A 21,719-nucleotide genomic window follows, 5' to 3' on the forward strand; every position below is an offset into this window, starting at 1 on the left:
GAACATGACCGATATACCGAGCAGCGGCCCGGAGCGGGACCGCGCGTACGACGATCGGTACGTCCACGAGGCGGCGCCGTCCGGCGGCCCGCCCACGGCGGAGCCGTCCCACGCCCGCCATGAGCCGGAGCTGCCCTTCGAGGGGCCACTGCACGCCCTGTCCCGGGCCGCCTGGCAGGTCGTCCTGGTCACCGGGATCGGCTCCCTCGTCCTCGGTGTCCTGGTGCTGATCTGGCCGGGCGCCTCCCTGCTCGCCGCCGGCGTGCTGTTCGGCCTCTACCTGCTGTACAGCGGGATCCTGCAGCTGGTGGCCGCGTTCGGCACGCACCGGGCGACCTCGCTGCGCGTGCTGGCCTTCATCAGCGGCGCGCTGTCGATCCTGCTCGGCCTGCTCTGCTTCCGCGGGCCCATGCAGTCGATCCTGCTGCTCGCCCTGTGGATCGGCATCGGCTGGCTGATCCGCGGGATCACCCAGACCGTGGCCGCCGCCTCCGACTCCCGGATGCCCGCCCGGGGCTGGCAGATCTTCCTCGGCGTCCTCACGTTCGTCGCCGGGATCGTACTGATCGACTCTCCGTTCGAGTCGGTCGCCGTGCTGACCCTCGTCGCGGGGATCTGGCTGGTCGCGGTGGGCATCGTGGAGATCGTCACCGCGTTCGGCATCCGCCGCCGGGCACGCCAGGTGCCGCAGGCGCTGTGACCGCCGTCAACCGCGCGCCGTGCGGGTACGCCGAGCGGGCGTATCTCGCGCCCGGCGTGCAGCCCTCCCCGCCCGCCCCGGGGAGACAGACGAGGTGAGCAGGAGCAGGAGCACGCCACGGAGCCGTACCTGGCTACGGGTCCTCGTGCTGCTCCTCGCCCTGTGGGTGCCCGGCGCCCACCTGGATGCCCAGGCGGTGGCCCCGGACCCCGTCGTGGCCGCCGAGACGGCCGAGCACGACGTGCTCGACACGCCCCTGCGGCCACCGGCGCGCACCGTCCACCGGGCCGACACGCCCGAGCGCCCGGCCCCCCTCCCCGACCCTGCGCCCGCTCGCCCGGCGGGCCGGCCGTGCCCCGCCACGCCGCGGGTGCCGTACGCCATGCCCCTGCTGCGCACGGTGGTCCTGCGCTGCTGACAGACCCGCGTCCCCGCGAGGTCAGTCGGCACTACGCAAGGAGCAGCACAGCCATGCCCAAGGATCCCTACGCCGTCCTGCGCGCCCTGCTGCGCGCGGAGGCCCGGCGCGGTACGGCGTCGAAGCCGGACCAGCGGACACCCCAGCAGCAGCGGGCACCCGAGGACCGGGACCGCTGAGCGGACCCCGGCGGGGGCGGACCATCGCCTCCGCCGGGCGGCGCCGAGGAGCTCCTGCACCCGGAGTAGCCCGTATGCCCCTTTTGATCTATCTTTTCCAGCGCCGCACTCGGCCGCCATGGCTGCGCCCGGAACGTCTTGACCGGTAGGCTTTCCGTGTGATCTTCAAGCGCATCGGAAACGGCCGGCCGTACCCCGACCACGGCCGGGAAAGCACCCGGCAGTGGGCGGACGTCGCGCCGCGCCCGGTCCGCCTCGATCAGCTCGTGACCACCAAGCAGCAGCTGGATCTGGAGACCCTGCTGGCGGAGGACTCGACGTTCTACGGCGACCTCTTCGCGCACGTCGTGAAGTGGCAGGGCGACCTGTACCTGGAGGACGGCCTGCACCGCGCGGTCCGCGCCGCCCTCCAGCAGCGCCAGGTGCTGCACGCGCGCGTGCTCGAACTCGACTGACCCGGCGCGACACGGCCGTTGGCCCTTTCGGGTTCCGCTGAGCGGCATCGACTGATCATCTGATAGGCATCGCCGCTCGGGCGCACTACGCTGCGCCCATGAGCATGCTGACTCCCCCTGGCATGGGCGGCCAGTACCGGATCACGGGGGACAAGTACCCCCGGATGCGTCCGCCCCGACGGCACGGCAGGCTCGTGGCCGCCGTAGTGGCGTCCGTCGCCGTGCTCGGCCTGATCGGCTGGGGAACCCTGCAGCTCATCGACGTCTTCACCGGCGGCGGCGACAAGCCCGCGGCAGCTGGCTCCGCCCGCTGCCGGACCAAGACGGCGGCGGCCCCGGCGGCCCAGGTGAAGCCCCAGCCCAGGCCCGGGCAGATCACCGTGAACGTCTACAACGCCACCCGGCGCACCGGGCTCGCCAAGAGCACCGCGGACGAGCTGAGGAAGCGCGGCTTCAGGATCGGCAAGGTCGGCAACGCGAGCAAGCAGTTCGACAAGAAGGTCAGGGGCACGGGGATACTTCTCGGCTCCGCCGCCGCCCAGGACACCTCGCTGCCCGTGCTCGGCACGCAGCTCGGCGGCGCGGAGCCGCGTGCCGACGCCCGCAAGGGGACCGACGTCGATCTCATCCTGGGGGACGGGTTCAGGGGGCTGACCAAGCAGCCTGCCGCCGACCAGGCGCTGACGGCTCTGACAGCACCGGAGCCGACGGCACCGACGAAGAAGAACTGCTGAGCGGCGCGCCCCGACGGGGCACGGAACGCTACTCGGCCGCCCCGTAGAGGCGGTCCCCGGCGTCGCCCAGCCCCGGCACGATGTAGCCGTGCTCGTTGAGGTGGTCGTCCACGGCGGCCGTGACGACCGTGACCGGCGTCCCCGCCAGCTCGCGCTCCATGACCTCGACACCCTCGGGCGCGGCCAGCAGGACCACCGCCGTCACGTCGTCCGCGCCGCGCTTGATCAGCTCCTGGATCGCCGCGACCAGCGTGCCGCCCGTGGCCAGCATCGGGTCCAGGACGTACACCTGGCGGCCCGAGAGGTCCTCCGGCATGCGCGAGGCGTACGTGGACGCCTGCAGCGTCTCCTCGTTGCGGATCATGCCCAGGAAGCCCACCTCGGCGGTCGGCAGCAGCCGGACCATGCCGTCCAGCATGCCGAGGCCGGCGCGCAGGATCGGCACCACCAGCGGGCGCGGGCGGGCGAGCTTCACGCCCGTGGTGCGCTCGACCGGTGTCTGGATGTCGACGGCCTCGGTGCGCACGTCCCGCGTGGCCTCGTAGGCGAGCAGGGTGACCAGTTCGTCGGCGAGTCGCCGGAAGGTCGCGGAGTCGGTGCGCTGGTCGCGCAGCGTGGTGAGCTTGTGGGCGACCAGGGGGTGGTCGACGACATGGAGACGCATGCCCCTAACGGTACCTGCGCCGCGGGTCACCCTCACGCTGGCGTCAAACCGGCCATCCGGGGGAAAGTGGGAGGGACGGACTGGGGTGGTGTGACGTGTCTGACCTGCCTGACCTTCCCGCAGACGCCTCCGGGCCCGCCGGCGCGCCGGCCGGCCGCCGGACGAAGTCCGCGGGGACCGATCCCGACAAGCCCGAGAGCGAGGCCGAGCGCCGCCGGCGGCGCGCCCAGTTCCTCCGCGATCTCGCCGAGGCCCGCGAGCTGCGCGCCCGGGTCCAGCCCCGGCGCGCGAAGGCCGCCCGGCTGCGCCACGCGATGCGTATGCGGACGTTCCGCTGGTAGTCCCGCGCGGCCTTTCCGGCAGCGGAAGATCCACGCCCGCCCCGGTGTTGGCGAGGCGGGCGTGCGTGAGCGCGGGGAAAAGCCGCGTACGATCCGCAGGTGGCGGCAATGAGCGCGCTGCTGAGCCGATCGCGGATCCGCGGTCGAAACAGCCAGACACAGGGAGCCGAAGACGTCCCCTGAGCGTCTTGTTTCTGCCACGATTCCGAGTGGGTGGGGCTCGGAGCCCAGGCTCTCTCCGCCCACGTACCTCCGCCGGGGGGACCCCCAACCGGCACGCCTATGACCAGTGGGAGAGTCACGGTGTACTTCGCCGCACTGCTCGCGCGCACCGAAGACGGGTGGGAAGCGAGCGACACAGAGCTGGACGATGTGGAGACCCTGTCGGATCTGGCCGACCTGGCCCGGGAAGCCTCTCCCGACGAGGACACGGTGCTCGTGCTGATCGAGCAGGAGGACTCCTGGTTCGGTGTAGTCCGCGTGGACGGCGAGGACGACCCTCGCATCTACGTCTCGGACGCCGCCGCCGCCCAGCGCAGCTCGTACGGGGAGCTGCTGCTCACCGACGAACTGCTCGGCCGGGAGCCCGGCGCGGACGACGGCCCGGACCTGGACTCCCTGGACCTCGACGGCACGGAGGACGGTGAGTCCGAGGACGACGAGGAGGAGACCGCCGCCGACGCGGTGCCGCACAGCCCGGTGGGCGACAGCGAGATCCTGGACGACCTGGGCATCAGCGAGAAGGAGCTGCGCGCCCTGGACGCCGAGGACGCGCTGAACGCGATCGCCGAGGCCCTGGGCGCCTCGGAGGTGCTGGAGACCGTCCGCTGACCCGGCCACAGGACCCGCGGGGCACACCGGACCCGGTACGGGACCCCTGGCGGGCCGCGATGCGGCTGGCCCTGGAGGAGGCCGAGCTGGCCGTCCGGGGCGGGGACGTCCCCGTCGGCGCCGTCGTGCTGTCCCCGGACGGTACGACGGTGCTCGGTACCGGGCACAACGAGCGCGAGGCCACCGGTGATCCCACGGCCCACGCGGAGGTCCTGGCGATCCGGCGGGCGGCGGCCCGGCTCGGGGAGTGGCGGCTGACCGGCTGCACGCTCGTCGTCACCCTGGAGCCGTGCACGATGTGCGCGGGCGCGCTCGTCCAGTCCCGGGTGGACCGGGTGGTCTACGGCGCCCGGGACGAGAAGGCGGGCGCGGCCGGCTCCCTGTGGGACGTGGTGCGCGACCGACGGCTCAACCACCGCCCGGAGGTCATCGAGGGCGTTCTCGCGACGGAGTGCGCCCGGGTTCTCACGGAGTTCTTCCGGGACCGGTGAATACCGATTTCAAACATCGCCGGACTTTGCTGTAAGGTCTCCCTCGGTAGCGTGTCCGAGCGGCCGAAGGAGCTCGCCTCGAAAGCGAGTGTGGCGCAAGTCACCGAGGGTTCAAATCCCTCCGCTACCGCTTGCAGAAAGGCCCCGCCGACACCGGCGGGGCCTTTCGCATATGCGGGGCCTTTTCGCGTGTTCCGGCCCCAAGACGGGCATAACGGCCCGTCACCGGCGGGCTGTTGGCCGGGCGCGAGGGCCCGAAGGTTACACTCGCGGCCGGCAGCAGGGGGCCCTCTGGGGCACTGGCACTGGGGAGGCCGAGGTGGCGGTGAACGCCAAGAAGATCGCCGTGTACGTGCTCGTGGTCTTCGCGCTGTACGTGATCATCACGGACCCGGCCAAGGCGGCCGACTACGTCCAGATAGGCTTCGAGGGCATATCGGACGCGGCCAAGGCCATAGGCGACTTCATGACCTGGGTCGCCAACGGAGGAAAGAGCTGAGGTACACCGCATGATCCGGCACCTGGTCCTCTTCAGGCTCAACGAGGGCGTCGAGCGCGACGATCCGCGGGTCGTGGCGGGCGTGGAGGCATTCCGGGCCCTCGGCGGCCAGATCGAGGAGCTGCGCTTCTGGGAGTGCGGCTGGAACATCAGCGACCGCCCGATCGCCTACGACTTCGCGATCAACTCGGCCGTCGAGGACGCCGACGCCCTCAAGCGCTATCTGGAGCACCCGGCCCACCAGGCGGGCGTCGCGCAGTGGCGCGAGTTCGCCACCTGGGTGATCGCCGACTACGACATCTGAGCCACGCTCCGCCGAAAGCCCCCCGCTGTTCCGGCGGGGGGCTTTCGCGCATCCCACGCGCCCAACTTATTGGAATTTGACCGCAACACGGCGTTATGAGGTGCTTGCACACAGTGCACATCTCTTGTGATGCTATGACCACTTTTGACCGATGATTGACGGATGAAGAGGTGGCGTTGACCGTGTCGGCCAGTACTGCGCCGCCCCAGGAAGAGGCGTCCACCCCGCCCCCGCCGGCCCCGGAGAAGCGCCGTGGCGCCGACACGCGTGCCCTGACCCAGGTGCTGTTCACCGAGCTGAAGGAGCTGACCCCGGGCACGCCGGAGCACCACCGGGTACGCGGAGCGCTGATCGAGGCGAACCTCCCGCTCGTACGCTACGCCGCCGCCCGCTTCCGCTCCCGCAACGAACCCATGGAGGACGTCGTCCAGGTCGGCACCATCGGCCTGATCAACGCCATCGACCGCTTCGACCCGGACCGGGGCGTGCAGTTCCCGACCTTCGCGATGCCCACCGTGGTCGGCGAGATCAAGCGGTACTTCCGGGACAACGTCCGCACCGTCCACGTACCGCGCCGGCTGCACGAGCTGTGGGTGCAGGTCAACAGCGCGACGGAGGACCTCACCACGCTCTACGGCCGCTCGCCCTCCACCGCCGAGATCGCCGACCGGCTCCGGATCAGCGAGGACGAGGTGCTCAGCTGCATCGAGGCGGGACGCTCGTACCACGCCACCTCGCTGGAGGCCGCCCAGGAGGGAGACGGACTGCCCGGCCTGCTCGACCGCATCGGCTACGAGGACCCGGCCCTGGACGGCGTGGAACACCGCGACCTGGTCCGCCATCTCCTCGTCCAACTCCCCGAGCGAGAACAGCGAATCCTCCTCCTGCGCTACTACAGCAATCTCACCCAGTCACAGATCAGCGCGGAACTCGGCGTCTCCCAGATGCATGTCTCCCGACTGCTCGCCCGTAGCTTCCAGCGGCTGCGCTCCGCAAATCGGATCGACGCATAGCAGACGACGGACCGAAGCACAGCGGGCGTTCGGCTGATGCATAGCGGGCGCACGGAAGCACGGCCCGAACAGCACTGCATCGCAAACCCGATCGAGCGGTAACCGGCGCGAGCGAATCGCTCACCAGGGCGGATGCCGACAGTTGGGACCCGAATATCCGTCAGACCCCTTCTTTCCAGGGCCGATTCGGATCTCATGTGTCGACATGTCGCTACAGCGCGTTGCCGACATGTGACATTCTGCGGGAAGCGCGTTTGCCGTGGCTCCGGCTCCGGTATTCAGGTGAAGGCTGCGTTGCTCGAAAGACAACGCCGCCGCGACCGTCCCGCGACCCAAAGGGGGTGGCATGTCCGCAGACCAGGGCAGCTCGAAGGTGCTGACGCCCACGAAGAGCGAGGCAGCGCCCAAGGAGCTCGACGCTCTCGACGTCCTCGACGGCTTCGAGGGCGTCACGGCCCTCGAAGCCGTGCCGTCCCCGGCTGCCGACCCGGCCGCCGAGGCCGTCCCGGCCGCGCCGGCCACGGCCAACATCGACACGCGCACCCTGTCCCGCTCGCTGTTCCTGCGCCTGGCCGCGCTGGACGAGGACAGCCCCGAGCGGGCGTACGTCCGGGACACCCTGATCGAGCTGAACCTGCCGCTGGTCCGGTACGCCGCGGCGCGCTTCCGCTCCCGCAACGAGCCGATGGAGGACATCGTCCAGGTCGGCACGATCGGCCTGATCAAGGCGATCGACCGGTTCGACTGCGAACGGGGCGTGGAGTTCCCGACGTTCGCGATGCCGACGGTCGTGGGCGAGATCAAGCGCTTCTTCCGCGACACCTCGTGGTCGGTCCGCGTCCCGCGCCGCCTCCAGGAGCTGCGCTTGGCCCTCACCAAGGCCAGCGACGAGCTGTCCCAGAAGCTGGACCGCTCCCCCACGGTGACGGAGCTGGCCGCCGTGCTCGGCGTCTCCGAGGAGGACGTGGTCGACGGCCTCGCGGTCGGCAACGCCTACACCGCCTCCTCCCTCGACTCACCGGCCCCCGAGGACGACGGCGGCGAGGGCTCCCTGGCCGACCGGCTCGGCTACGAGGACTCGGCCCTGGAGGGCGTGGAGTACCGCGAGTCCCTCAAGCCCCTGCTGGCCAAGCTCCCGCCCCGGGAGCGGCGGATCATCATGCTGCGCTTCTTCGCCAACATGACCCAGTCGCAGATCGGCGAGGAGGTCGGCATCTCCCAGATGCACGTCTCCCGCCTGCTCACCCGCACCCTGGCCCAGCTCCGCGAAGGGCTCATCTCGGACTGAGGCACCGAGGTGATGAGGCACTGAGCCCCTGAGGCTTCCTATCTGACGGAGCGTCAGCCACCATGGCCGGATGCTTCGTACCGGGATGCTTCGTACGACGACATGGACGCGTGGCCGCCGAGGCGCCGTTACGGCAGCGTCGGCGGCCGTCGTCTGTCTGGGCGGGGTGCTGGCCGCGTGCGGGGGCGGCGGTCCGGGCGGCGGCTACACCGCGGTCGGCGCGGGCCAGGGCGGTCCGGCCGCCGTCACCCCGTCGGAGTCGGTGGCACTGGTACCGCTGGACGGGGAGAAGCAGCGCGACAGCGGCAGCGGCAGGCCGCCGCGCGAGAGCAACTCCGCGGTCCGCCCGGACGGTTCGGCCGCCTCGGGCTCCGCCGCCGGGACACCGACCGCAGAGCACACACCCGCCGGTCACGGGACGGCCCCCGCCCCGGGCACTCCGGAACCCGACCGCGGCCCGGACGGTCGTACGACTCCGCCGGCCGGCTCGCCCAGCCCGGCGCCCAGCCGTACGACGCCCGCCGCGCCCGCCGATCTGTCCTGGGGCGATCCGGCGACCGAGGACACCGACCGGCGCTGGTGCCAGGAGGTGACCGTCGGCTTCCACAACTCGGGAGGCACGGCGGTGCGTTCGGGCGAGGTGACGTTCGGGACGCACATCATCGGCGCGCTCGGCATCGACTGGGCGACGGTCGAGTCGACCGTCCGGCTGCCGGTGCCGCTCGCGCCGGGCGCGCGCAGGAGTCCCACATGGACGGTGTGCGTCGATGCCTGGCGGGTGCCGCTCGGCATGCACATCGAGACGCGGGACGTCTCCGTCGAGTGGGGCTGATCCCTACTTCATCGCCAGCCAGGCGACGCCGGCCACCACGGCGAGCGCCACGACGATCCCGATGATCAGACCGACCCGGGGGCCGGAGGAGGCCGCCTGCTGCTGCCGGCCCTGGGGAGCCTCGTCGACGAACGCGCGGAACATCTGGGTGCTGCCGGCAGGGTCGTAATTGCCCTGGGGGCCCTGGGTGTTAGCCATGCCCCGAGACCTTAGCGAAGTCGGGCCGGGGGTCCCAAGTGGGGGGCCACCGGGACAGACAGGGGCAGCCCACCCGCAGCGACCTGCATGTTTACGTTCGCAATACTTGCCTTTGCCAAGTTTTTGCGTCGAGCGCCCCCCGATTTGTTTGCCTTCAGCAACCAAACAGATCTATGGTTGCCCCAAGCAACGAATACGGGAGGTGTGATGGCCGAGCAGGCGCAGTTCGAAGAGCTGGCGCGTCAGCTCAGTGCCGTCGGAGCCGTGAAACGGGACCTGGGGCGGATCCTGCCGCCCGACTGCCCGGCCGGCTCGGCGGCCGTGCTGACCCTGCTCGGCCGCCACGGAGACATGCGCATGAGCAAGCTCGCTGAGCTGCTCGCCGTGGACATGTCGGTGACCAGCCGGCATGTCGCGCACGTCGCCGCGCGCGGCTGGATCGAGCGGCACCCGGACCCCGCGGACAAGCGCTCGCGCATCGTGCGCCTGACGCCCGCGGGTCTGGCGCAGCTGGACGAGCTGTCCCGGCGGACCACGCATCTGCTCGCCGAGCGGCTGGCGGACTGGACCGACGAGGAGGTCGCCCAGCTGATCCGGCTGATGAGCCGCCTGCGCGAGTCCTTCGGCGACTGCCGGTCCGCGCCGCTCAGGCTGCCCGCCCCCGTAGTCGAAGAGACCACCCGTACACCCGCAAGCACGTAAGCAAAGGAAGCCCATGGCAACGACCACACCAGCCGGTGTGCGGGCTCACGCCAAGCACGGGGGAGGCACAGGCCACGCCCCGATGACGCACCGGCAGATCATGGAGGCCCTGTCCGGGCTGCTGCTCGGCATGTTCGTGGCGATCCTGTCGTCCACGATCGTCTCCAACGCCCTGCCCGAGATCATCGGCGACCTGGGGGGCGGCCAGTCCGCCTACACCTGGGTGGTCACCGCCGCCCTGCTGTCGATGACCGCGGCCACTCCCCTGTGGGGCAAGCTCGCCGACCTGTACAGCAAGAAGGCCCTCGTCCAGATAGCCCTGGTCATCTACGTCCTGGGCTCGATGGCGGCCGGCCTGTCGCAGAACGCCGGCATGCTGATCGCCTGCCGTGTCGTCCAGGGCATCGGCGTCGGCGGTCTGTCCGCCCTGGCGCAGATCGTCATGGCGGCCATGATCTCCCCGCGCGAGCGGGGCCGTTACTCCGGCTACCTGGGGGCCACCTTCGCCGTCGCCACCGTCGGCGGCCCGCTGCTCGGCGGTGTCATCACCGACACCTCCTGGCTGGGCTGGCGCTGGTGCTTCTACGTCGGTGTCCCCTTCGCGATCATCGCGCTGATCGTGCTGCAGAAGACCCTGCACCTGCCCGTGGTCAAGCGGGAGGTCAAGGTCGACTGGGGCGGCGCCAGCCTCATCTCCGCCGCCGTCTCCCTGCTGCTGATCTGGGTCACCTTCGCCGGTGACAAGTACGACTGGCTGTCCTGGCAGACCTACGCGATGGTCGGCGGTTCGATCGTCCTCGGCCTGCTGTTCGTGCTCGTCGAGTCCAGGGCGAGCGAGCCGATCATCCCGCTGCGCCTGTTCCGGAACCGCACGATCACGCTGGCCTCTCTGGCCTCGCTCTTCGTCGGTGTCGCGATGTTCACCGGCACGGTGTTCTTCAGCCAGTACTTCCAGCTGGCCCGCGACAAGTCCCCGACCATGTCGGGCATCATGACCATCCCGATGATCGGCGGTCTGTTCGTCTCCTCGACCGTCTCGGGTCAGTTCATCACCCGCACCGGCCGCTGGAAGGCCTGGCTGGTCAGCGGTGGCGTGCTGGTGACGGCCGGCCTGATGATGCTCGGCGGCCTCCGCTACGACACCGAGTACTGGAAGATGGCCATCTGGATGGTCCTGCTGGGTCTCGGCATCGGCATGATGATGCAGAACCTGGTGCTCGCCACGCAGAACCAGGTGGCGCCGTCCGACCTCGGCTCGGCCAGCTCCACGGTCACCTTCTTCCGCTCCCTCGGCGGTGCGGTCGGCGTCTCCGCGCTGGGTGCCGTGATGTCCCGCCGGATCACGCACTACGTCGAGGACGGCGTCTCCGCCCTGAGCCCCAAGTACCAGCAGGCGCTGGCCGGCAGCTCGGGCTCGACCGACACCATCCCGGACATGGACAAGCTCCCGGCGCCCATCCGGACGCTGATGGAGAGCGCCTACGGCCACGGCATCGCCGACGTCTTCTTCATCGCCGGCGGCCTCGCCGCCGTCGCCTTCCTGATCACGCTGTTCATCAAGGAGGTCCCGCTGAAGACCAAGGGCGCACTCGCGCAGTCCGCCGACGGCGACGCCCCCGCCGAGGCCCCGGCCGAGGCTCAGGCCACCGCCGCCGAGGCCCCCGCCGCGGAGGAGGTCCCGAGCTGGGCCGCCCCGGTCATGACCACGCAGGACGGCACCGAGGCCGCCGCCACGGCCACCCTGCCGATGACGGCCGTCGCCACGGTGGCGGAGCCCGGCACCTCCGGTGGCACCCCGGTGCACGGCTTCGTCCGCGGCGCCGAGAGCGCCCCGGTCCCGCAGGCCGCGGTCACCCTGATCTCGCTGTCCGGCCGCCAGCTGGGCCGCTCGGTCGCCCAGGCCGACGGTTCCTACGCGCTCGACGCGCCCGGCACCGGCAGTTACGTCCTGATCGCCTCCGCCGACGGCTACCAGCCGCAGGCCTCCACCGTCGTGGTGGGCGGGGAACCGCTGTCGTACGACATCCTGCTCAGCGGCACCAGCGGGCTGACCGGTGTGGTCCGGGCGGCCGGGAGCGCGCTGCCGGTCAAGGACGCCATGGTGATCGTCACCGATGTGCGCGGTGACCTGCTGGCCACCGCCGCCACCGGGGAGCAGGGCGACTTCGCCCTCACCGACCTGGTGCCGGGCACGGTGACCGTCGCGGTCAACGCGAGCGGGTTCCGGCCGCGGGCCCTGCCGGTCGAGGTCGGCGCCACCGGCGTCACCCGCGTCGAGGTCGACCTGGACGCCGGCGCCCTGCTCCAGGGTGTCGTCCGGGCCCCGCACGGTCCGCTGGCCGACGCCCGGGTGACCCTGGTCGACCAGGCGGGCAACGTGGTCGGCACCGCCACCACCGGCACGGACGGGGCGTACGCCTTCACCGACCTGGACGGCGGCGAGTACACCGTCATCGCGACCGGCTACCCGCCGGTGGCCACCGCGCTGACCGTGACCGGCCCCGGAGTCGACGGCCACGACATCGAACTCGCCCACCCCGGCGAGTAGTTCACACCCCGGCCCGTGGCGGCGCGCGCCCTGAGCGGAGGGCGCGCCCGCCGCGGGCCGGTCTCATACGACCGATTTATAAGATTTTGCAGGGAGAAAACGGGATGGGACTGACCGCGAAGATCCGTACCCGGGACGGGTGGGCCGTGTCGCACGCGGTCGTCACGGTGACCGACATGACCGGTACGCAGGTGCTGCGGGCCGAGACGGACACCGAGGGAACCGTACGGGACACCACCGAGCTGGCCCCGGGGGCGTACACGGTGATCGTGACGGCCGTCGGCTACGCCCCCGCGGCCTCCTCCGCGATCGTCACGGCGGGCGGCCGGGCCGAGGTCGGCACCGTGACGCTGGCCCGGCAGGGCGGCACCGAGCTGCCGCCGCCCGGCCCCTGGACCATCGACCCGGCGCACTCCTCCGTCGCCGCGGTCGCCCAGCACCTGGGGATCTCCAGCGTGCACGGCCGGTTCACGGAGTTCGGCGGCTCGGTCGAGATCGCGCCCGACGACATCGCCAAGTCCCGGGTGGAGGCGGTGATCCAGGCGTCGTCCATCGACACCGGCAACGGCATGCGCGACACCCACCTGCGCTCCGCGGACTTCCTCGACGTCGAGCGGCACCCGGAGATCACGTACCGCTCCACGGGACTGACCCCCGCCGGCTCCGACCGCTGGACGGTGCACGGCGAGCTGTCCCTGCACGGGGTCGTACGACCGGTGGACCTGGACCTCGCCTACCTCGGCAGCGGCGCCGACCCCTGGGGCGGCACCCGGGCCGCGTTCCGGGCGACGGCCGAACTGCACCGCGAGGACTTCGCGATGAACTACAACCAGGTCCTCCAGGCCGGCATCGCCGCGATCGGTACGACGCTGAAGGTGGAGCTGGACATCCAGGCGGTACAGGGCGACTCGCTGCCCCAGGCGTAGGCACGGCAGGGTCAGCCACGGGGGCACCCGCTGCCCCTAGGCTGCCCCCATGGCACCGAACATCGCTACCAACACCCGTGTATCGCTGGACGAGCTGCTGGACTTCGTACGACCCCGTCACCGCGCCCTGCTGATCACCCGCCGGGCCGACGGCTCGCCGCAGGCGTCGCCGCTGACCTGCGGCGTGGACGACGCGGGCCGGATCGTCGTCTCCACCTACCCCGAGCGGGCCAAGACCCGCAACGCCAAGCGCGACACCCGGGTCAGCCTGGTCGTCCTCAGCGACGAGTGGAACGGCCCCTGGGTCCAGATCGACGGCACGGCCGAGGTCATCGACACGCCCGACTCCGTGGAACCGCTCGTCGAGTACTACCGCAACATCGCCGGCGAGCACCCCGACTGGGACGAGTACCGCGCGGCGATGGTCAAGCAGGGGAAGTCCATCATCCGGGTGACCCCGCAGCGGTGGGGGCCGGTGGCCACCGGCGGCTTCCCGGCCCGGCTCGTGGCGGACGAGGGGTAGTCAGCCGCGGGCGACCATCGCCTCGATGCCGGCGATCAGCAGGTCCAGGGCGAAGGTGAAGTCGCGGTCCAGCATCTCGGTCACCGTGTCACCGCCGCGGGCCGCCATCAGGTCCTTGGACTCCTTCATGACGTCGGCGGTCCCGGGCACCTCGTCCACGACGGACATGGCCTGCTCGAAGTACTCGTCGGGGCTGAGCCCGGTGTCCGCGATCCGCGCGAAGAAGTGCCCCTCGATCGTCCCGAAGCCGTACACGAACTGGAAGACGGCCGCGATCGCCCCGGTCACGCCGTGCGCGGGCAGCCCCGCCCGGCGGACGACCCGCTGGACCACCCGGGAGAACGCCAGCGCGTTCGGGCCGATGTTGAGGAAGCGGCCGGCCAGCGGGGACAGCCAGGGGTGCCGGGCCAGCAGCTCCCGGTACGCCGTGGCCAGCGCCCGCAGCTGCTCCCGCCAGTCCTCGTCCGCGTTCTCCGGGTCGGGCAGCCGCAGCTCGGCGAAGGCCGCGTCCAGGGCGAGTTCGAGCAGGTCGTCCTTGGTGTCGACGTACCAGTACAGGGACATCGCGGTGACGTCCAGCTCGGCCGCCAGCCGCCGCATGGAGAACTTGGCGAGCCCCTCGGCGTCCAGCAGCCGCACGGACGCCTCGGTGATCCGTTCCCGGTCCAGCCCGGACGGCTGCCCACTGCGCCCGCCGCGGCGGGGCCTGCCCTCCCGCCACACGCTGTCCCGCGCCGACCGACCTGCTGCCTTCGTCACCGGCGCACCTTCCTGTCACCCGGATCGCTTCTCACGATGCTAGGACGAGCCGCTAGGCGGACACCCGCTCCGCCCGCCGGAGCAACCCCGCTGCCACGAACCCACCGAGCAGCACGGCGACGGCCCCCACCAGCTGACCAGCCCCCAGTCCGGCGGACAAGGACTCCCCCGACGCCACGGAAGAGCTGAGCACAGCACCCAGGACGGCCACACCGAGCCCGTTGCCGAACTCGGCGAGCGTGCCGTTGAGACCGGCCCCCACCCCCGCCTTCTCCGGAGGGATCGCGCTCATGATGGCGTGCGCCATCGCCGGATTCGCGACCGCGCAGCCCGCGCCGATCAGCAGCAGCCCGAGCAGCGTCCCCGCGTAACCCCCGGAGTCCACCTCCGCGATGGACACCAGGCCCCCGGACATGAGCACCATGCCCAGCGCGATCGAGGCCGGCGTGCCCATCCGCGTCGACCACTTCGCCGACAGCCCGCTGAAGTTGAGCACCACCACCGTCAGCGCCAGCGGAGCGGTCCGCAGACCGGCCTCCAGCGGCTCGTACCCGAGCACGAACTGCAGGTGCTGCGTCAGCAGGAACAGCGCGCCGCCCATACCGAACACGATGAGCACGGCCCCGGCGACCGCACCGGTGAACCGCCGGTCCTGGAAGAAGTGGATGTCGAGCATCGGCTCGTCGACCCGGCTCTCCCACCAGGCGAAGGCACCCAGCACGACCACCGCCACGGCCGCCGTGCCGAGCACCCGTGCCGACGTCCAGCCGTGCCCCGGCCCGGAGATGATCGCGTAGACGAGCGAGGCCATGCCGATGGTGGACAGCACCGCGCCCACCAGGTCCGGGCGGTCTCCGCGCGGGTTCTTGGACTCGGGTACGAGGATCACCACCGCGACCAGGCCCAGCGCCGCGACCGGCATGTTGATCAGGAAGATCGCGCCCCACCAGAAGTGGTCGAGCACGAAGCCGCCGATCAGCGGGCCGCCGGCGAAGCCCAGCGCGTTGACGGCGCTCCATATGCCGATCGCCTTCGGCTGCTCCTCGGGGGAGAAGATCTGCATCGCCACGGCCAGCGTGGTGGTCATCAGCAGCGCGCCGCCGATGCCCATGCCGGCCCGTGCGGCGATCAGCTGGCCGGTGCTGCCGGCGAGTCCGGCCACGAGCGAACCGACGCCGAACAGGGCGAGCCCCGTGATCAGCATCTTCTTGCGGCCGTAGCGGTCGGCGGCGCTGCCCGCGGTGAGCAGCAGGCCGGACTGCACCAGGGAGTATGCGTTGATCATCCACTGGATGTCGGAGGTCGTCGCGTGCAGCTCGCGGGTGAGCGAGGGGATGGCCACGTTCAGGACGGTGTTGTCGAGCAGCACGGTGAGCTGCGCGAGACAGATGACGCCGAGAATCAGCCAGCGCTGGGGATGGCCCTGCGGCTGGGCCGGGGAAGCAGACATGCCGTACACCGTATAGCGCTAGCTATACGGTGTACAACACGGTTTTCCGTCAGCTGGTCTTCCTCTGTGTGAGGTCGTAGAAGGTGGCCGAACCGACCGTGACCTTCTTGAAGGTGCTCTCGACCCACGAGCTGATCGAGGAGGCCGTACCGCTGGTGCCGCCGCCCCCGCCCATGCCGCCGCCGGCGATGAAGTAGTGGATCTTCCCTTCCGCCACGTACTTCTTGAACCGGGCGAGCGTCGGGGACGGGTCGGTGCCGTTGAAGCCGCCGATCGCCATCACCGGGTCGCCCGTGGCGAGCTGGTAGGCGGCCGCGTTCTGGGAGCCGACGGACGCGGCGACCCAGGTGTACTTCCCGGAGTCCTTCTCCAGCAGCTTCTCGGCCTCGGCCGACACGCTCGCGCCGTTCAGCAGGCCGCCGGCGCCGCCGGCGCCTCCGCCCGTACCGCCGTCGCCCATCCGGCCGCCGCCGGGGAAGCCGTTGCCGTTCTGCTGCCCCTGCCGGCCTTGCTGACCCTGGCCCGGCATCCCGCCGCCACCGGGGAAACCGTTGCCCGGCTGGTTCTGCTGCCCCTGCCCACCGGGCATGCCGCCGCCGAAGCCGCCCCGCATGCCGCCACCGCCGCCGGGACCCCCGCCCCGGCCGCCCATCATGCTCGCGCCCGCCGGACCGGCCGTGACGATCGAACCGGTGTGACCTACCTGGAGCGTGCTCAGGGTGTACGCCGTGGGACCGGCCAGCGCGGCCACGAGGCCCACCGCCGCCGCCCCGAGGGCAAGCTGACGGGAGATCCGGCCCGCGAAGACGAGGCCGAACGCCGCGACCAGGCCGCCGACGAGGACGACCCACTTCAGCCAGGGCAGATAGGCGGAGGTCCGGCCCAGGAGGACGTACCCCCAGACCGCCGCCGCGACCACGGACGCGGCGAGCGTGACCGCCACCCACGGCTCCCGCCGCCGCTCCCACAGCAGCCCGGCGCCCATGCCGGTCACGGCCGCCAGGTAGGGGGCGAGGGCCACGGTGTAGTACTGGTGGAAGATGCCCGCCATGTAGCTGAAGACGATCATCGTCATCAGCAGCGCGCCGCCCCAGACCAGGAACGAGGCGCGGGTGACGGACGTCCGCCCGAGCCTGCGTGTGGCGACCAGGCCGGCGACCAGCAGGATCAGGGCGGAGGGCAGCAGCCAGGAGATCTGGCCGCCGATCTCGGAGTTGAACATCCGGTCCCAGCCGGTCTCGCCCCATCTGCCGGTGCCGCCCGCGCCGGCGCCGCCGCCCACGCTGCCGGTCTCGTCGCCGCTCAGGCGGCCGAAACCGTTGTAGCCGAAGGTCAGCTCCAGGAAGCTGTTGTTCTGCGAGCCGCCGATGTACGGGCGGGAGGAAGCGGGCCACAGCTCGACGATCGCGACCCACCAGCCGCCCGAGACGACCAGCGCGAGCGTCGCCGCGGCCAGCTGCCCGAACCGCTTCCCCAGCGGCACCGGCGCGCACACCGCGTACACGACGGCCAGCGGCGGCAGGATCAGGAACGCCTGGAGCGTCTTGGCGAGGAACGCGAAGCCGATCGCGGCCCCGGCCCACACTAGCCACCCGGTACGGCCGTCCTCCACCGCCCGGACGACGAGGTAGCAGGCCACCGCCATCAGCAGGGCCAGCATGGCGTCCGGGTTGTCGAACCGGAACATCAGCGCCGCGACCGGGGTGAGCGCGAGCACCGCGCCCGCGATCAGACCGGCCACGGGGCTGAACCGGCGGCGCACGGCCGCGTACACGACGGCGACGGTCGCCACGCCCATCAGCACCTCGGGCGCGAGGATCGCCCACGAGTTCAGGCCGAAGACGCGGACCGACAGTTCCATCGGCCACAGCGAGGCCGGCGGCTTGTCGACGGTGATGGCGTTGCCCGCGTCCAGCGAGCCGAAGAAGAACGCCTTCCAGGACGTACTGCCCGCCTGGACGGCCGCCGAGTAGAAGGAGTTGGCGTAGCCGGAGGCGCTGAGGTTGTAGAGGTAGAGCAGGAGGGTGGCGGTCAGCAGGCCGAGGAGGGCCGGGCGCGCCCAGCGGGGGTCCTCGGGCCGGCCGCGCCACACTCGGCGCGCGAACGGCTGCCTCGGCTCACCGGCCGCGGGGGACCGCGGGGGCGCCGTCATCGGCGGGTCGTACTGCGTTGCGGTCATCGGGCATCCCCCGGGTGGCGGAACTGAGTGGTCTGGTACGGCTGCTCGTGCGACCGCCCGGCGACGGTCTCGTCCCGGTCCGGGAAGACCCAGGCGCGGAAGAGCAGGAACCGCAGCACGGTCGCCGCGAGGTTGGCCGCGACCAGCACCGCCAGCTCGGTGGAGTGCGCCGGGGTGTCGGTGGCCGCGTTCAGGGCCGCGAGCGAGCCGCTGGTCAGGGCGAGGCCGATGCCGAAGACGACCAGGCCCTGCGCCTGGTGCCGTACCGCGCCGCCCCGGCCGCGCACCCCGAAGGTGAGCCGCCGGTTGGCGGCCGTGTTGGCTACGGCCGAGACCAGCAGCGCGAGGGCGTTGGCGCACTGCGACCCTGTGAACTGCCGGAAGGCGCTGTACAGCAGCAGGTAGAAGAGGGTGGACAGGACGCCGACCACGCAGAAGCCGACCAGCTGGCGGGCCAGCCCCTTGGGCACGTCGGGCAGCTCGCGGTCGCGCGGGTCGTCACCGAAGGGCCGGGCCAGCCGGTCCAGCGGGAGCGAACCGGTGGCCAGGGCCCTGCCGACCCGCCACACGCCCTTGAGGTCGTCGGTGGCCGTCCTCACGATGTGCACGGTGGAGTCCGGGTCGTCGACCCAGTCGACCGGCACCTCGTGGATCCTGAGGCCCGCCCGCTCGGCGAGGACCAGCATCTCCGTGTCGAAGAACCAGCCGGTGTCCTCCACCAGCGGCAGCAGCACCTGGGCCACGTCCCGCCGGATCGCCTTGAAGCCGCACTGCGCGTCCGAGAAGCGGGCCTGCAGCGAGCCGCGCAGGATCAGGTTGTAGGTCCGGCTGATGAACTCCCGCTTGGGGCCTCGGACGACCCGGGAGGTGCGGGCGAGCCGGGAGCCGATCGCCAGGTCCGAGTGGCCGGAGATCAGCGGCGCCACCAGCGGCAGCAGGGCGTTGAGGTCGGTGGACAGGTCGACGTCCATGTAGGCGAGGATCGGCGCCTCGGACGCGGACCACACGGTCCGCAGCGCCCGCCCCCGCCCCTTCTGCTCCAGACGGAAGTGGGAGACCTCGGGGACCTCCGCCTCCAGCCGCGCCGCCACCAGCGGGGTGGTGTCCGTGGACGCGTTGTCGGCGATCGTGATGCGGAACGCGTACGGGAAGGTGCGCTTGAGGTGCTCGTGCAGTCTGCGGACGCACGGCTGGAGGTCCTTCTCCTCATTGTGGACGGGGATCACTACGTCCAGGACAGGCGTACCGGCGTCTGTGGCCGGGAGGTGCTCCCGCGCCGGCAGGGTGCCGGGAGAAGTGTCGGTTCGCATGGCACCGACTCTCGTCAGGCGCCCTGTCGCACCCATGTGGTGGCACTGTGCTGCGCCTGTGAGTGCGATGGCCGGTCCCTTGCGGATGCCGGCCCGGGGACGGCCGGGGCGAGCGCGGGCAGCCGCACGGTGAACACGGTGCGGCCGGGCACGCTCTCCACGGTCACGGCACCCCCGTGCGCGGCGGCGACGGCGTGCACGATGGCGAGCCCCAGCCCGGTGGACCCGGTGGCGCGGGACCGCGCGGAGTCCCCCCGGGCGAACCGCTCGAAGACGTGCGGCAGCAGCTCCGGCGGAATGCCCTGCCCGTTGTCCTCCACGTCGACGCACATCCACGGCCCGCGCCGCTGCACGCGCGCGGTGACCGTCGTACCGGGCGGGGTGTGCTTGCGGGCGTTGCCCAGCAGATTGACCAGCACCTGCTGGATCCGTGCCGCGTCCGCCGAGACCAGGGCCGGTTCGTCGGGCAGGTCGAGCCGCCAGTTGTGGTCCATGCCGGCCGCGCGGGAGTCACTGAGCGTGTCCACCACGAGGGGGACGAGATCGGTGTGCTCGAACTGGAGCGGGCGTCCGGCGTCGAGCCGGGCGAGCAGCAGCAGGTCCTCCACCAGGAGGGTCATCCGCCCGGCCTCGGACTCGATCCGCCCGAGCGCGTGCCGGGTGTCGGGCCCCACCTGCTCGCGGCCGCGCCGGGTGAGTTCCGCGTATCCCCGGATGGAGGCGAGCGGGGTGCGCAGCTCATGACTGGCGTCGGCCACGAACTGCCGTACCCGCATCTCGCTCTGCTGCCGGGCGTGCAGGGCGCCGTGGACATGGTCCAGCATGCGGTTGAGCGCGGCACCGACCTGGCCGACCTCGGTGTGCGGGTCGCACTCCGCCTCCGGCACCCGCTCGCTCAGCTTCACCTCACCGGTGTGCAGCGGGATTTCGGAGACCCGGGTGGCGGTGGCGGCGACCCTGCGGAGGGGGTGGGTGGCCACGCCGACGATGACGGTGCCGGCGATACCGGCGGCGACGAGCCCGGCGACGGTGACGCTGACCTCGATGAGGATCAGCGCGTTGATGGTGCCGTCGGTCTCCGTGGTGGGGAAGCCGACGTAGTAGTCGCCGCCGGGGCCGGAGGCGTACTCGACGCGGTAGGACCCGAGTCCCGGGACGTCCACGGTGTGCGGTTTCCGGTCCCGTACGACGGAGTCGAGGACGGCCAGCTGGGCGCGGCCGAGGGACTTGGCGCTCATCTGGAGGGTGTCGGTGGACTTGTAGCCCACCTTGCCCTCGGCCGCGCTGCCGCTGCGGACCTTGGCGACGATCGTGTACTGCGGCTGCGGGCCGTGGACGACGAACTCGGAGAGCTTCGTCTCCCCGTCGGCCCGGCCGTTCTGCTGGGCTCCGGGCAGGCCGGTCTTGCCCTGGCCGGGTGGGCCGAAGTCGCCGGACACGCGCCGGGCGGCCTCGTGCAGCCCGCCGTCCAGCTGCGCGTACAGATGCGACCGCAGGGCCAGCGTGGTCACGGTGCCGATCACCGCGCCCACGACGGCGATCAGCACCACGGACGCGACGACGAGCCGCGTCCGCAGGGTGCGCGGCTGCCTGCCTCGGCGCCTGCGCGGACGCGGCCGTCGTCGTCCGCTCATGACGCGGCGGGCTTGATCAGGTAACCGGCCCCACGCCGGGTGTGGATCATCGGCTCCCGCCCGGCGTCGATCTTCCGCCGCAGGTACGAGATGTACAGCTCGACCACATTGGCCTGCCCGCCGAAGTCGTACGACCAGACCCGGTCCAGGATCTGCGCCTTGCTGAGCACCCGCCGGGGATTGCGCATGAGGAAGCGCAGCAGCTCGAACTCGGTGGCGGTCAGGTGGATGGACTCCCCGGCCCGCGAGACCTCGTGACTGTCCTCGTCCAGGGTCAGACCGCCCACGACCAGTACGGAGTCGGACCGCCGGTCGGCGGCACCGGACCGGCGGATGAGCCCCCGCAGCCGCGCGACGACCTCCTCCAGGCTGAACGGCTTGGTGACGTAGTCGTCGCCACCGGCGGTGAGCCCGGCGATCCGGTCCTCGACGGCGTCCTTGGCGGTCAGGAACAGGACGGGCACGTCCGGCAGTTCACGGCGCAGCCGGCCCAGCACGGTCAGCCCGTCCATGTCCGGCAGCATCATGTCGAGCACGACGGCGTCCGGCCGGAACTCACGGGCCGTCTGGATCGCCCCGTGCCCGTCCCCCGCACTCCTGATCTGCCAGCCCTCATAGCGAAGAGCCATGCTCAGCAGCTCGGTGATCGACAGCTCGTCGTCCACCACAAGCACGCGGACGGGGCTCCCGTCCGGCCTCAGCAGTTCGGTGCGCCCCTGGGGCGAGGTCGTGGTCATGGTG

At 71.6% G+C, this 21,719-nt stretch carries 25 protein-coding genes and 1 tRNA gene; 18 read left to right on the forward strand and 8 right to left on the reverse strand.

Going from position 1 to position 21,719, the window contains the following annotated elements:
- Positions 1-4 precede the first annotated feature (4 nt).
- The 5 genes from ABZ937_RS32620 to ABZ937_RS32640 all read left to right on the forward strand — a co-directional run bounded on the left by ABZ937_RS32620 (position 5) and on the right by ABZ937_RS32640 (position 2,486).
- Positions 5-700, forward strand: coding sequence for an HdeD family acid-resistance protein (locus tag ABZ937_RS32620; protein WP_361697059.1), 696 nt, complete (start codon positions 5-7; stop codon positions 698-700).
- Positions 701-794: 94 nt separating this feature from the next.
- A complete protein-coding gene (locus tag ABZ937_RS32625) occupies positions 795-1,118 on the forward strand; it encodes a hypothetical protein (RefSeq protein WP_361697061.1) in 324 nt (107 codons plus the stop codon).
- A 53-nt stretch (positions 1,119-1,171) separates the two neighbouring features.
- On the forward strand, positions 1,172-1,297 hold the full coding sequence (locus ABZ937_RS32630; RefSeq protein WP_361697063.1) for a hypothetical protein: 126 nt from the start codon (positions 1,172-1,174) through the stop codon (positions 1,295-1,297).
- A gap of 158 nt (positions 1,298-1,455) precedes the next feature.
- On the forward strand, positions 1,456-1,752 hold the full coding sequence (locus ABZ937_RS32635) for a type II toxin-antitoxin system VapB family antitoxin (RefSeq protein WP_004943146.1): 297 nt from the start codon (positions 1,456-1,458) through the stop codon (positions 1,750-1,752).
- Between the two features lie 122 nt (positions 1,753-1,874).
- A complete protein-coding gene (locus ABZ937_RS32640) occupies positions 1,875-2,486 on the forward strand; it encodes a LytR C-terminal domain-containing protein (RefSeq protein WP_361697120.1) in 612 nt (203 codons plus the stop codon).
- 28 nt (positions 2,487-2,514) lie between these two features.
- On the opposite strand, the gene upp is transcribed toward ABZ937_RS32640, so the two are convergent.
- The gene (upp, locus tag ABZ937_RS32645) at positions 2,515-3,150 is read right to left on the reverse strand and encodes a uracil phosphoribosyltransferase (protein ID WP_361697065.1); all 636 of its coding nucleotides are present in this window, start codon (positions 3,148-3,150) and stop codon (positions 2,515-2,517) included.
- A 95-nt stretch (positions 3,151-3,245) separates the two neighbouring features.
- On the opposite strand from upp, the gene ABZ937_RS32650 reads away from it, so the two are divergent.
- The 9 genes from ABZ937_RS32650 (at position 3,246) to ABZ937_RS32690 (ending at position 8,749) form a co-directional block, all read left to right on the forward strand.
- Entirely contained in the window at positions 3,246-3,491 is a 246-nt protein-coding gene (locus ABZ937_RS32650; RefSeq protein ID WP_361697068.1) for a hypothetical protein, read from the forward strand.
- 303 nt (positions 3,492-3,794) lie between these two features.
- A complete protein-coding gene (locus tag ABZ937_RS32655) occupies positions 3,795-4,322 on the forward strand; it encodes a hypothetical protein (protein WP_361697122.1) in 528 nt (175 codons plus the stop codon).
- A gap of 59 nt (positions 4,323-4,381) precedes the next feature.
- Positions 4,382-4,813 (forward strand): tRNA adenosine(34) deaminase TadA, encoded by a 432-nt coding sequence (gene tadA / locus ABZ937_RS32660; protein ID WP_361697070.1) that lies wholly within the window; start codon positions 4,382-4,384, stop codon positions 4,811-4,813.
- 45 nt (positions 4,814-4,858) lie between these two features.
- Positions 4,859-4,943, forward strand: a tRNA-Ser gene (locus ABZ937_RS32665).
- Between the two features lie 189 nt (positions 4,944-5,132).
- Positions 5,133-5,312: a hypothetical protein gene (locus ABZ937_RS32670; protein ID WP_031164587.1), complete on the forward strand. Its 180-nt coding sequence runs from the start codon at positions 5,133-5,135 to the stop codon at positions 5,310-5,312.
- 10 nt (positions 5,313-5,322) lie between these two features.
- Positions 5,323-5,616, forward strand: coding sequence for a Dabb family protein (locus ABZ937_RS32675; protein WP_361697072.1), 294 nt, complete (start codon positions 5,323-5,325; stop codon positions 5,614-5,616).
- A gap of 176 nt (positions 5,617-5,792) precedes the next feature.
- Positions 5,793-6,629 (forward strand): RNA polymerase sigma factor SigF, encoded by an 837-nt coding sequence (locus ABZ937_RS32680; protein WP_361697124.1) that lies wholly within the window; start codon positions 5,793-5,795, stop codon positions 6,627-6,629.
- Positions 6,630-6,975: 346 nt separating this feature from the next.
- Complete coding sequence (locus ABZ937_RS32685) at positions 6,976-7,917, forward strand: RNA polymerase sigma factor SigF (RefSeq protein ID WP_361697074.1); 942 nt, start codon at positions 6,976-6,978, stop codon at positions 7,915-7,917.
- A gap of 70 nt (positions 7,918-7,987) precedes the next feature.
- On the forward strand, positions 7,988-8,749 hold the full coding sequence (locus ABZ937_RS32690) for a hypothetical protein (RefSeq protein ID WP_361697076.1): 762 nt from the start codon (positions 7,988-7,990) through the stop codon (positions 8,747-8,749).
- 3 nt (positions 8,750-8,752) lie between these two features.
- Here the strand turns inward: ABZ937_RS32690 and ABZ937_RS32695 are convergent, their stop codons facing one another.
- Complete coding sequence (locus ABZ937_RS32695; protein ID WP_361697078.1) at positions 8,753-8,947, reverse strand: hypothetical protein; 195 nt, start codon at positions 8,945-8,947, stop codon at positions 8,753-8,755.
- 207 nt (positions 8,948-9,154) lie between these two features.
- Between ABZ937_RS32695 and ABZ937_RS32700 the strand changes: the two genes are divergently transcribed.
- From ABZ937_RS32700 to ABZ937_RS32715, 4 genes are all read left to right on the forward strand, one after another.
- Positions 9,155-9,649, forward strand: coding sequence for a MarR family transcriptional regulator (locus tag ABZ937_RS32700; RefSeq protein WP_361697080.1), 495 nt, complete (start codon positions 9,155-9,157; stop codon positions 9,647-9,649).
- Positions 9,650-9,662: 13 nt separating this feature from the next.
- Positions 9,663-12,197, forward strand: coding sequence for an MFS transporter (locus tag ABZ937_RS32705; protein ID WP_361697082.1), 2,535 nt, complete (start codon positions 9,663-9,665; stop codon positions 12,195-12,197).
- Between the two features lie 104 nt (positions 12,198-12,301).
- A complete protein-coding gene (locus ABZ937_RS32710) occupies positions 12,302-13,123 on the forward strand; it encodes a YceI family protein (protein WP_361697084.1) in 822 nt (273 codons plus the stop codon).
- A 49-nt stretch (positions 13,124-13,172) separates the two neighbouring features.
- Positions 13,173-13,646 carry a PPOX class F420-dependent oxidoreductase gene (locus ABZ937_RS32715; protein ID WP_361697086.1) on the forward strand — a complete coding sequence of 158 codons (474 nt, stop codon included), beginning with the start codon at positions 13,173-13,175 and terminating at the stop codon, positions 13,644-13,646.
- On the opposite strand, the gene ABZ937_RS32720 is transcribed toward ABZ937_RS32715, so the two are convergent.
- From ABZ937_RS32720 to ABZ937_RS32745, 6 genes are read right to left on the reverse strand one after another with little or no spacing between them, the layout of a single operon-like run.
- Complete coding sequence (locus ABZ937_RS32720; protein WP_361697088.1) at positions 13,647-14,405, reverse strand: TetR/AcrR family transcriptional regulator; 759 nt, start codon at positions 14,403-14,405, stop codon at positions 13,647-13,649.
- Positions 14,406-14,457: 52 nt separating this feature from the next.
- Positions 14,458-15,855, reverse strand: a complete 1,398-nt coding sequence (locus ABZ937_RS32725) for an MFS transporter (RefSeq protein ID WP_361697090.1) — start codon at positions 15,853-15,855, stop codon at positions 14,458-14,460.
- Positions 15,856-15,904: 49 nt separating this feature from the next.
- Positions 15,905-18,034 (reverse strand): glycosyltransferase family 39 protein, encoded by a 2,130-nt coding sequence (locus ABZ937_RS32730; protein WP_361697092.1) that lies wholly within the window; start codon positions 18,032-18,034, stop codon positions 15,905-15,907.
- A complete protein-coding gene (locus tag ABZ937_RS32735; RefSeq protein ID WP_361697094.1) occupies positions 18,031-19,344 on the reverse strand; it encodes a bifunctional glycosyltransferase family 2/GtrA family protein in 1,314 nt (437 codons plus the stop codon). The genes ABZ937_RS32730 and ABZ937_RS32735 overlap by 4 nt, the downstream gene beginning before the upstream one ends.
- A gap of 14 nt (positions 19,345-19,358) precedes the next feature.
- Positions 19,359-20,978: a HAMP domain-containing sensor histidine kinase gene (locus ABZ937_RS32740; protein WP_361697096.1), complete on the reverse strand. Its 1,620-nt coding sequence runs from the start codon at positions 20,976-20,978 to the stop codon at positions 19,359-19,361.
- Positions 20,975-21,715 carry a response regulator transcription factor gene (locus ABZ937_RS32745; protein ID WP_361697098.1) on the reverse strand — a complete coding sequence of 247 codons (741 nt, stop codon included), beginning with the start codon at positions 21,713-21,715 and terminating at the stop codon, positions 20,975-20,977. The genes ABZ937_RS32740 and ABZ937_RS32745 overlap by 4 nt, the downstream gene beginning before the upstream one ends.
- Positions 21,716-21,719: the final 4 nt, after the last annotated feature.

This window comes from Streptomyces sp. NPDC046727, assembly GCF_040645635.1.
Classification (GTDB): domain Bacteria; phylum Actinomycetota; class Actinomycetes; order Streptomycetales; family Streptomycetaceae; genus Streptomyces.

What these genes read in the sequence shown, in the direction of transcription:
- ABZ937_RS32640 (WP_361697120.1), top strand. Translation starts at nt 1,875, where the DNA reads ATGGGCGGCCAGTACCGGATCACGGGGGACAAGTACCCCCGGATGCGT.
- ABZ937_RS32740 (WP_361697096.1), bottom strand. Translation starts at nt 20,978, where the DNA reads ATGAGCGGACGACGACGGCCGCGTCCGCGCAGGCGCCGAGGCAGGCAG.
- ABZ937_RS32705 (WP_361697082.1), top strand. Translation starts at nt 9,663, where the DNA reads ATGGCAACGACCACACCAGCCGGTGTGCGGGCTCACGCCAAGCACGGG.
- ABZ937_RS32700 (WP_361697080.1), top strand. Translation starts at nt 9,155, where the DNA reads ATGGCCGAGCAGGCGCAGTTCGAAGAGCTGGCGCGTCAGCTCAGTGCC.
- ABZ937_RS32690 (WP_361697076.1), top strand. Translation starts at nt 7,988, where the DNA reads ATGCTTCGTACCGGGATGCTTCGTACGACGACATGGACGCGTGGCCGC.
- upp (WP_361697065.1), bottom strand. Translation starts at nt 3,150, where the DNA reads ATGCGTCTCCATGTCGTCGACCACCCCCTGGTCGCCCACAAGCTCACC.
- ABZ937_RS32730 (WP_361697092.1), bottom strand. Translation starts at nt 18,034, where the DNA reads ATGACCGCAACGCAGTACGACCCGCCGATGACGGCGCCCCCGCGGTCC.
- tadA (WP_361697070.1), top strand. Translation starts at nt 4,382, where the DNA reads ATGCGGCTGGCCCTGGAGGAGGCCGAGCTGGCCGTCCGGGGCGGGGAC.
- ABZ937_RS32630 (WP_361697063.1), top strand. Translation starts at nt 1,172, where the DNA reads ATGCCCAAGGATCCCTACGCCGTCCTGCGCGCCCTGCTGCGCGCGGAG.
- ABZ937_RS32620 (WP_361697059.1), top strand. Translation starts at nt 5, where the DNA reads ATGACCGATATACCGAGCAGCGGCCCGGAGCGGGACCGCGCGTACGAC.
- ABZ937_RS32685 (WP_361697074.1), top strand. Translation starts at nt 6,976, where the DNA reads ATGTCCGCAGACCAGGGCAGCTCGAAGGTGCTGACGCCCACGAAGAGC.
- ABZ937_RS32735 (WP_361697094.1), bottom strand. Translation starts at nt 19,344, where the DNA reads ATGCGAACCGACACTTCTCCCGGCACCCTGCCGGCGCGGGAGCACCTC.
- ABZ937_RS32675 (WP_361697072.1), top strand. Translation starts at nt 5,323, where the DNA reads ATGATCCGGCACCTGGTCCTCTTCAGGCTCAACGAGGGCGTCGAGCGC.
- ABZ937_RS32725 (WP_361697090.1), bottom strand. Translation starts at nt 15,855, where the DNA reads ATGTCTGCTTCCCCGGCCCAGCCGCAGGGCCATCCCCAGCGCTGGCTG.
- ABZ937_RS32695 (WP_361697078.1), bottom strand. Translation starts at nt 8,947, where the DNA reads ATGGCTAACACCCAGGGCCCCCAGGGCAATTACGACCCTGCCGGCAGC.
- ABZ937_RS32745 (WP_361697098.1), bottom strand. Translation starts at nt 21,715, where the DNA reads ATGACCACGACCTCGCCCCAGGGGCGCACCGAACTGCTGAGGCCGGAC.
- ABZ937_RS32715 (WP_361697086.1), top strand. Translation starts at nt 13,173, where the DNA reads ATGGCACCGAACATCGCTACCAACACCCGTGTATCGCTGGACGAGCTG.
- ABZ937_RS32710 (WP_361697084.1), top strand. Translation starts at nt 12,302, where the DNA reads ATGGGACTGACCGCGAAGATCCGTACCCGGGACGGGTGGGCCGTGTCG.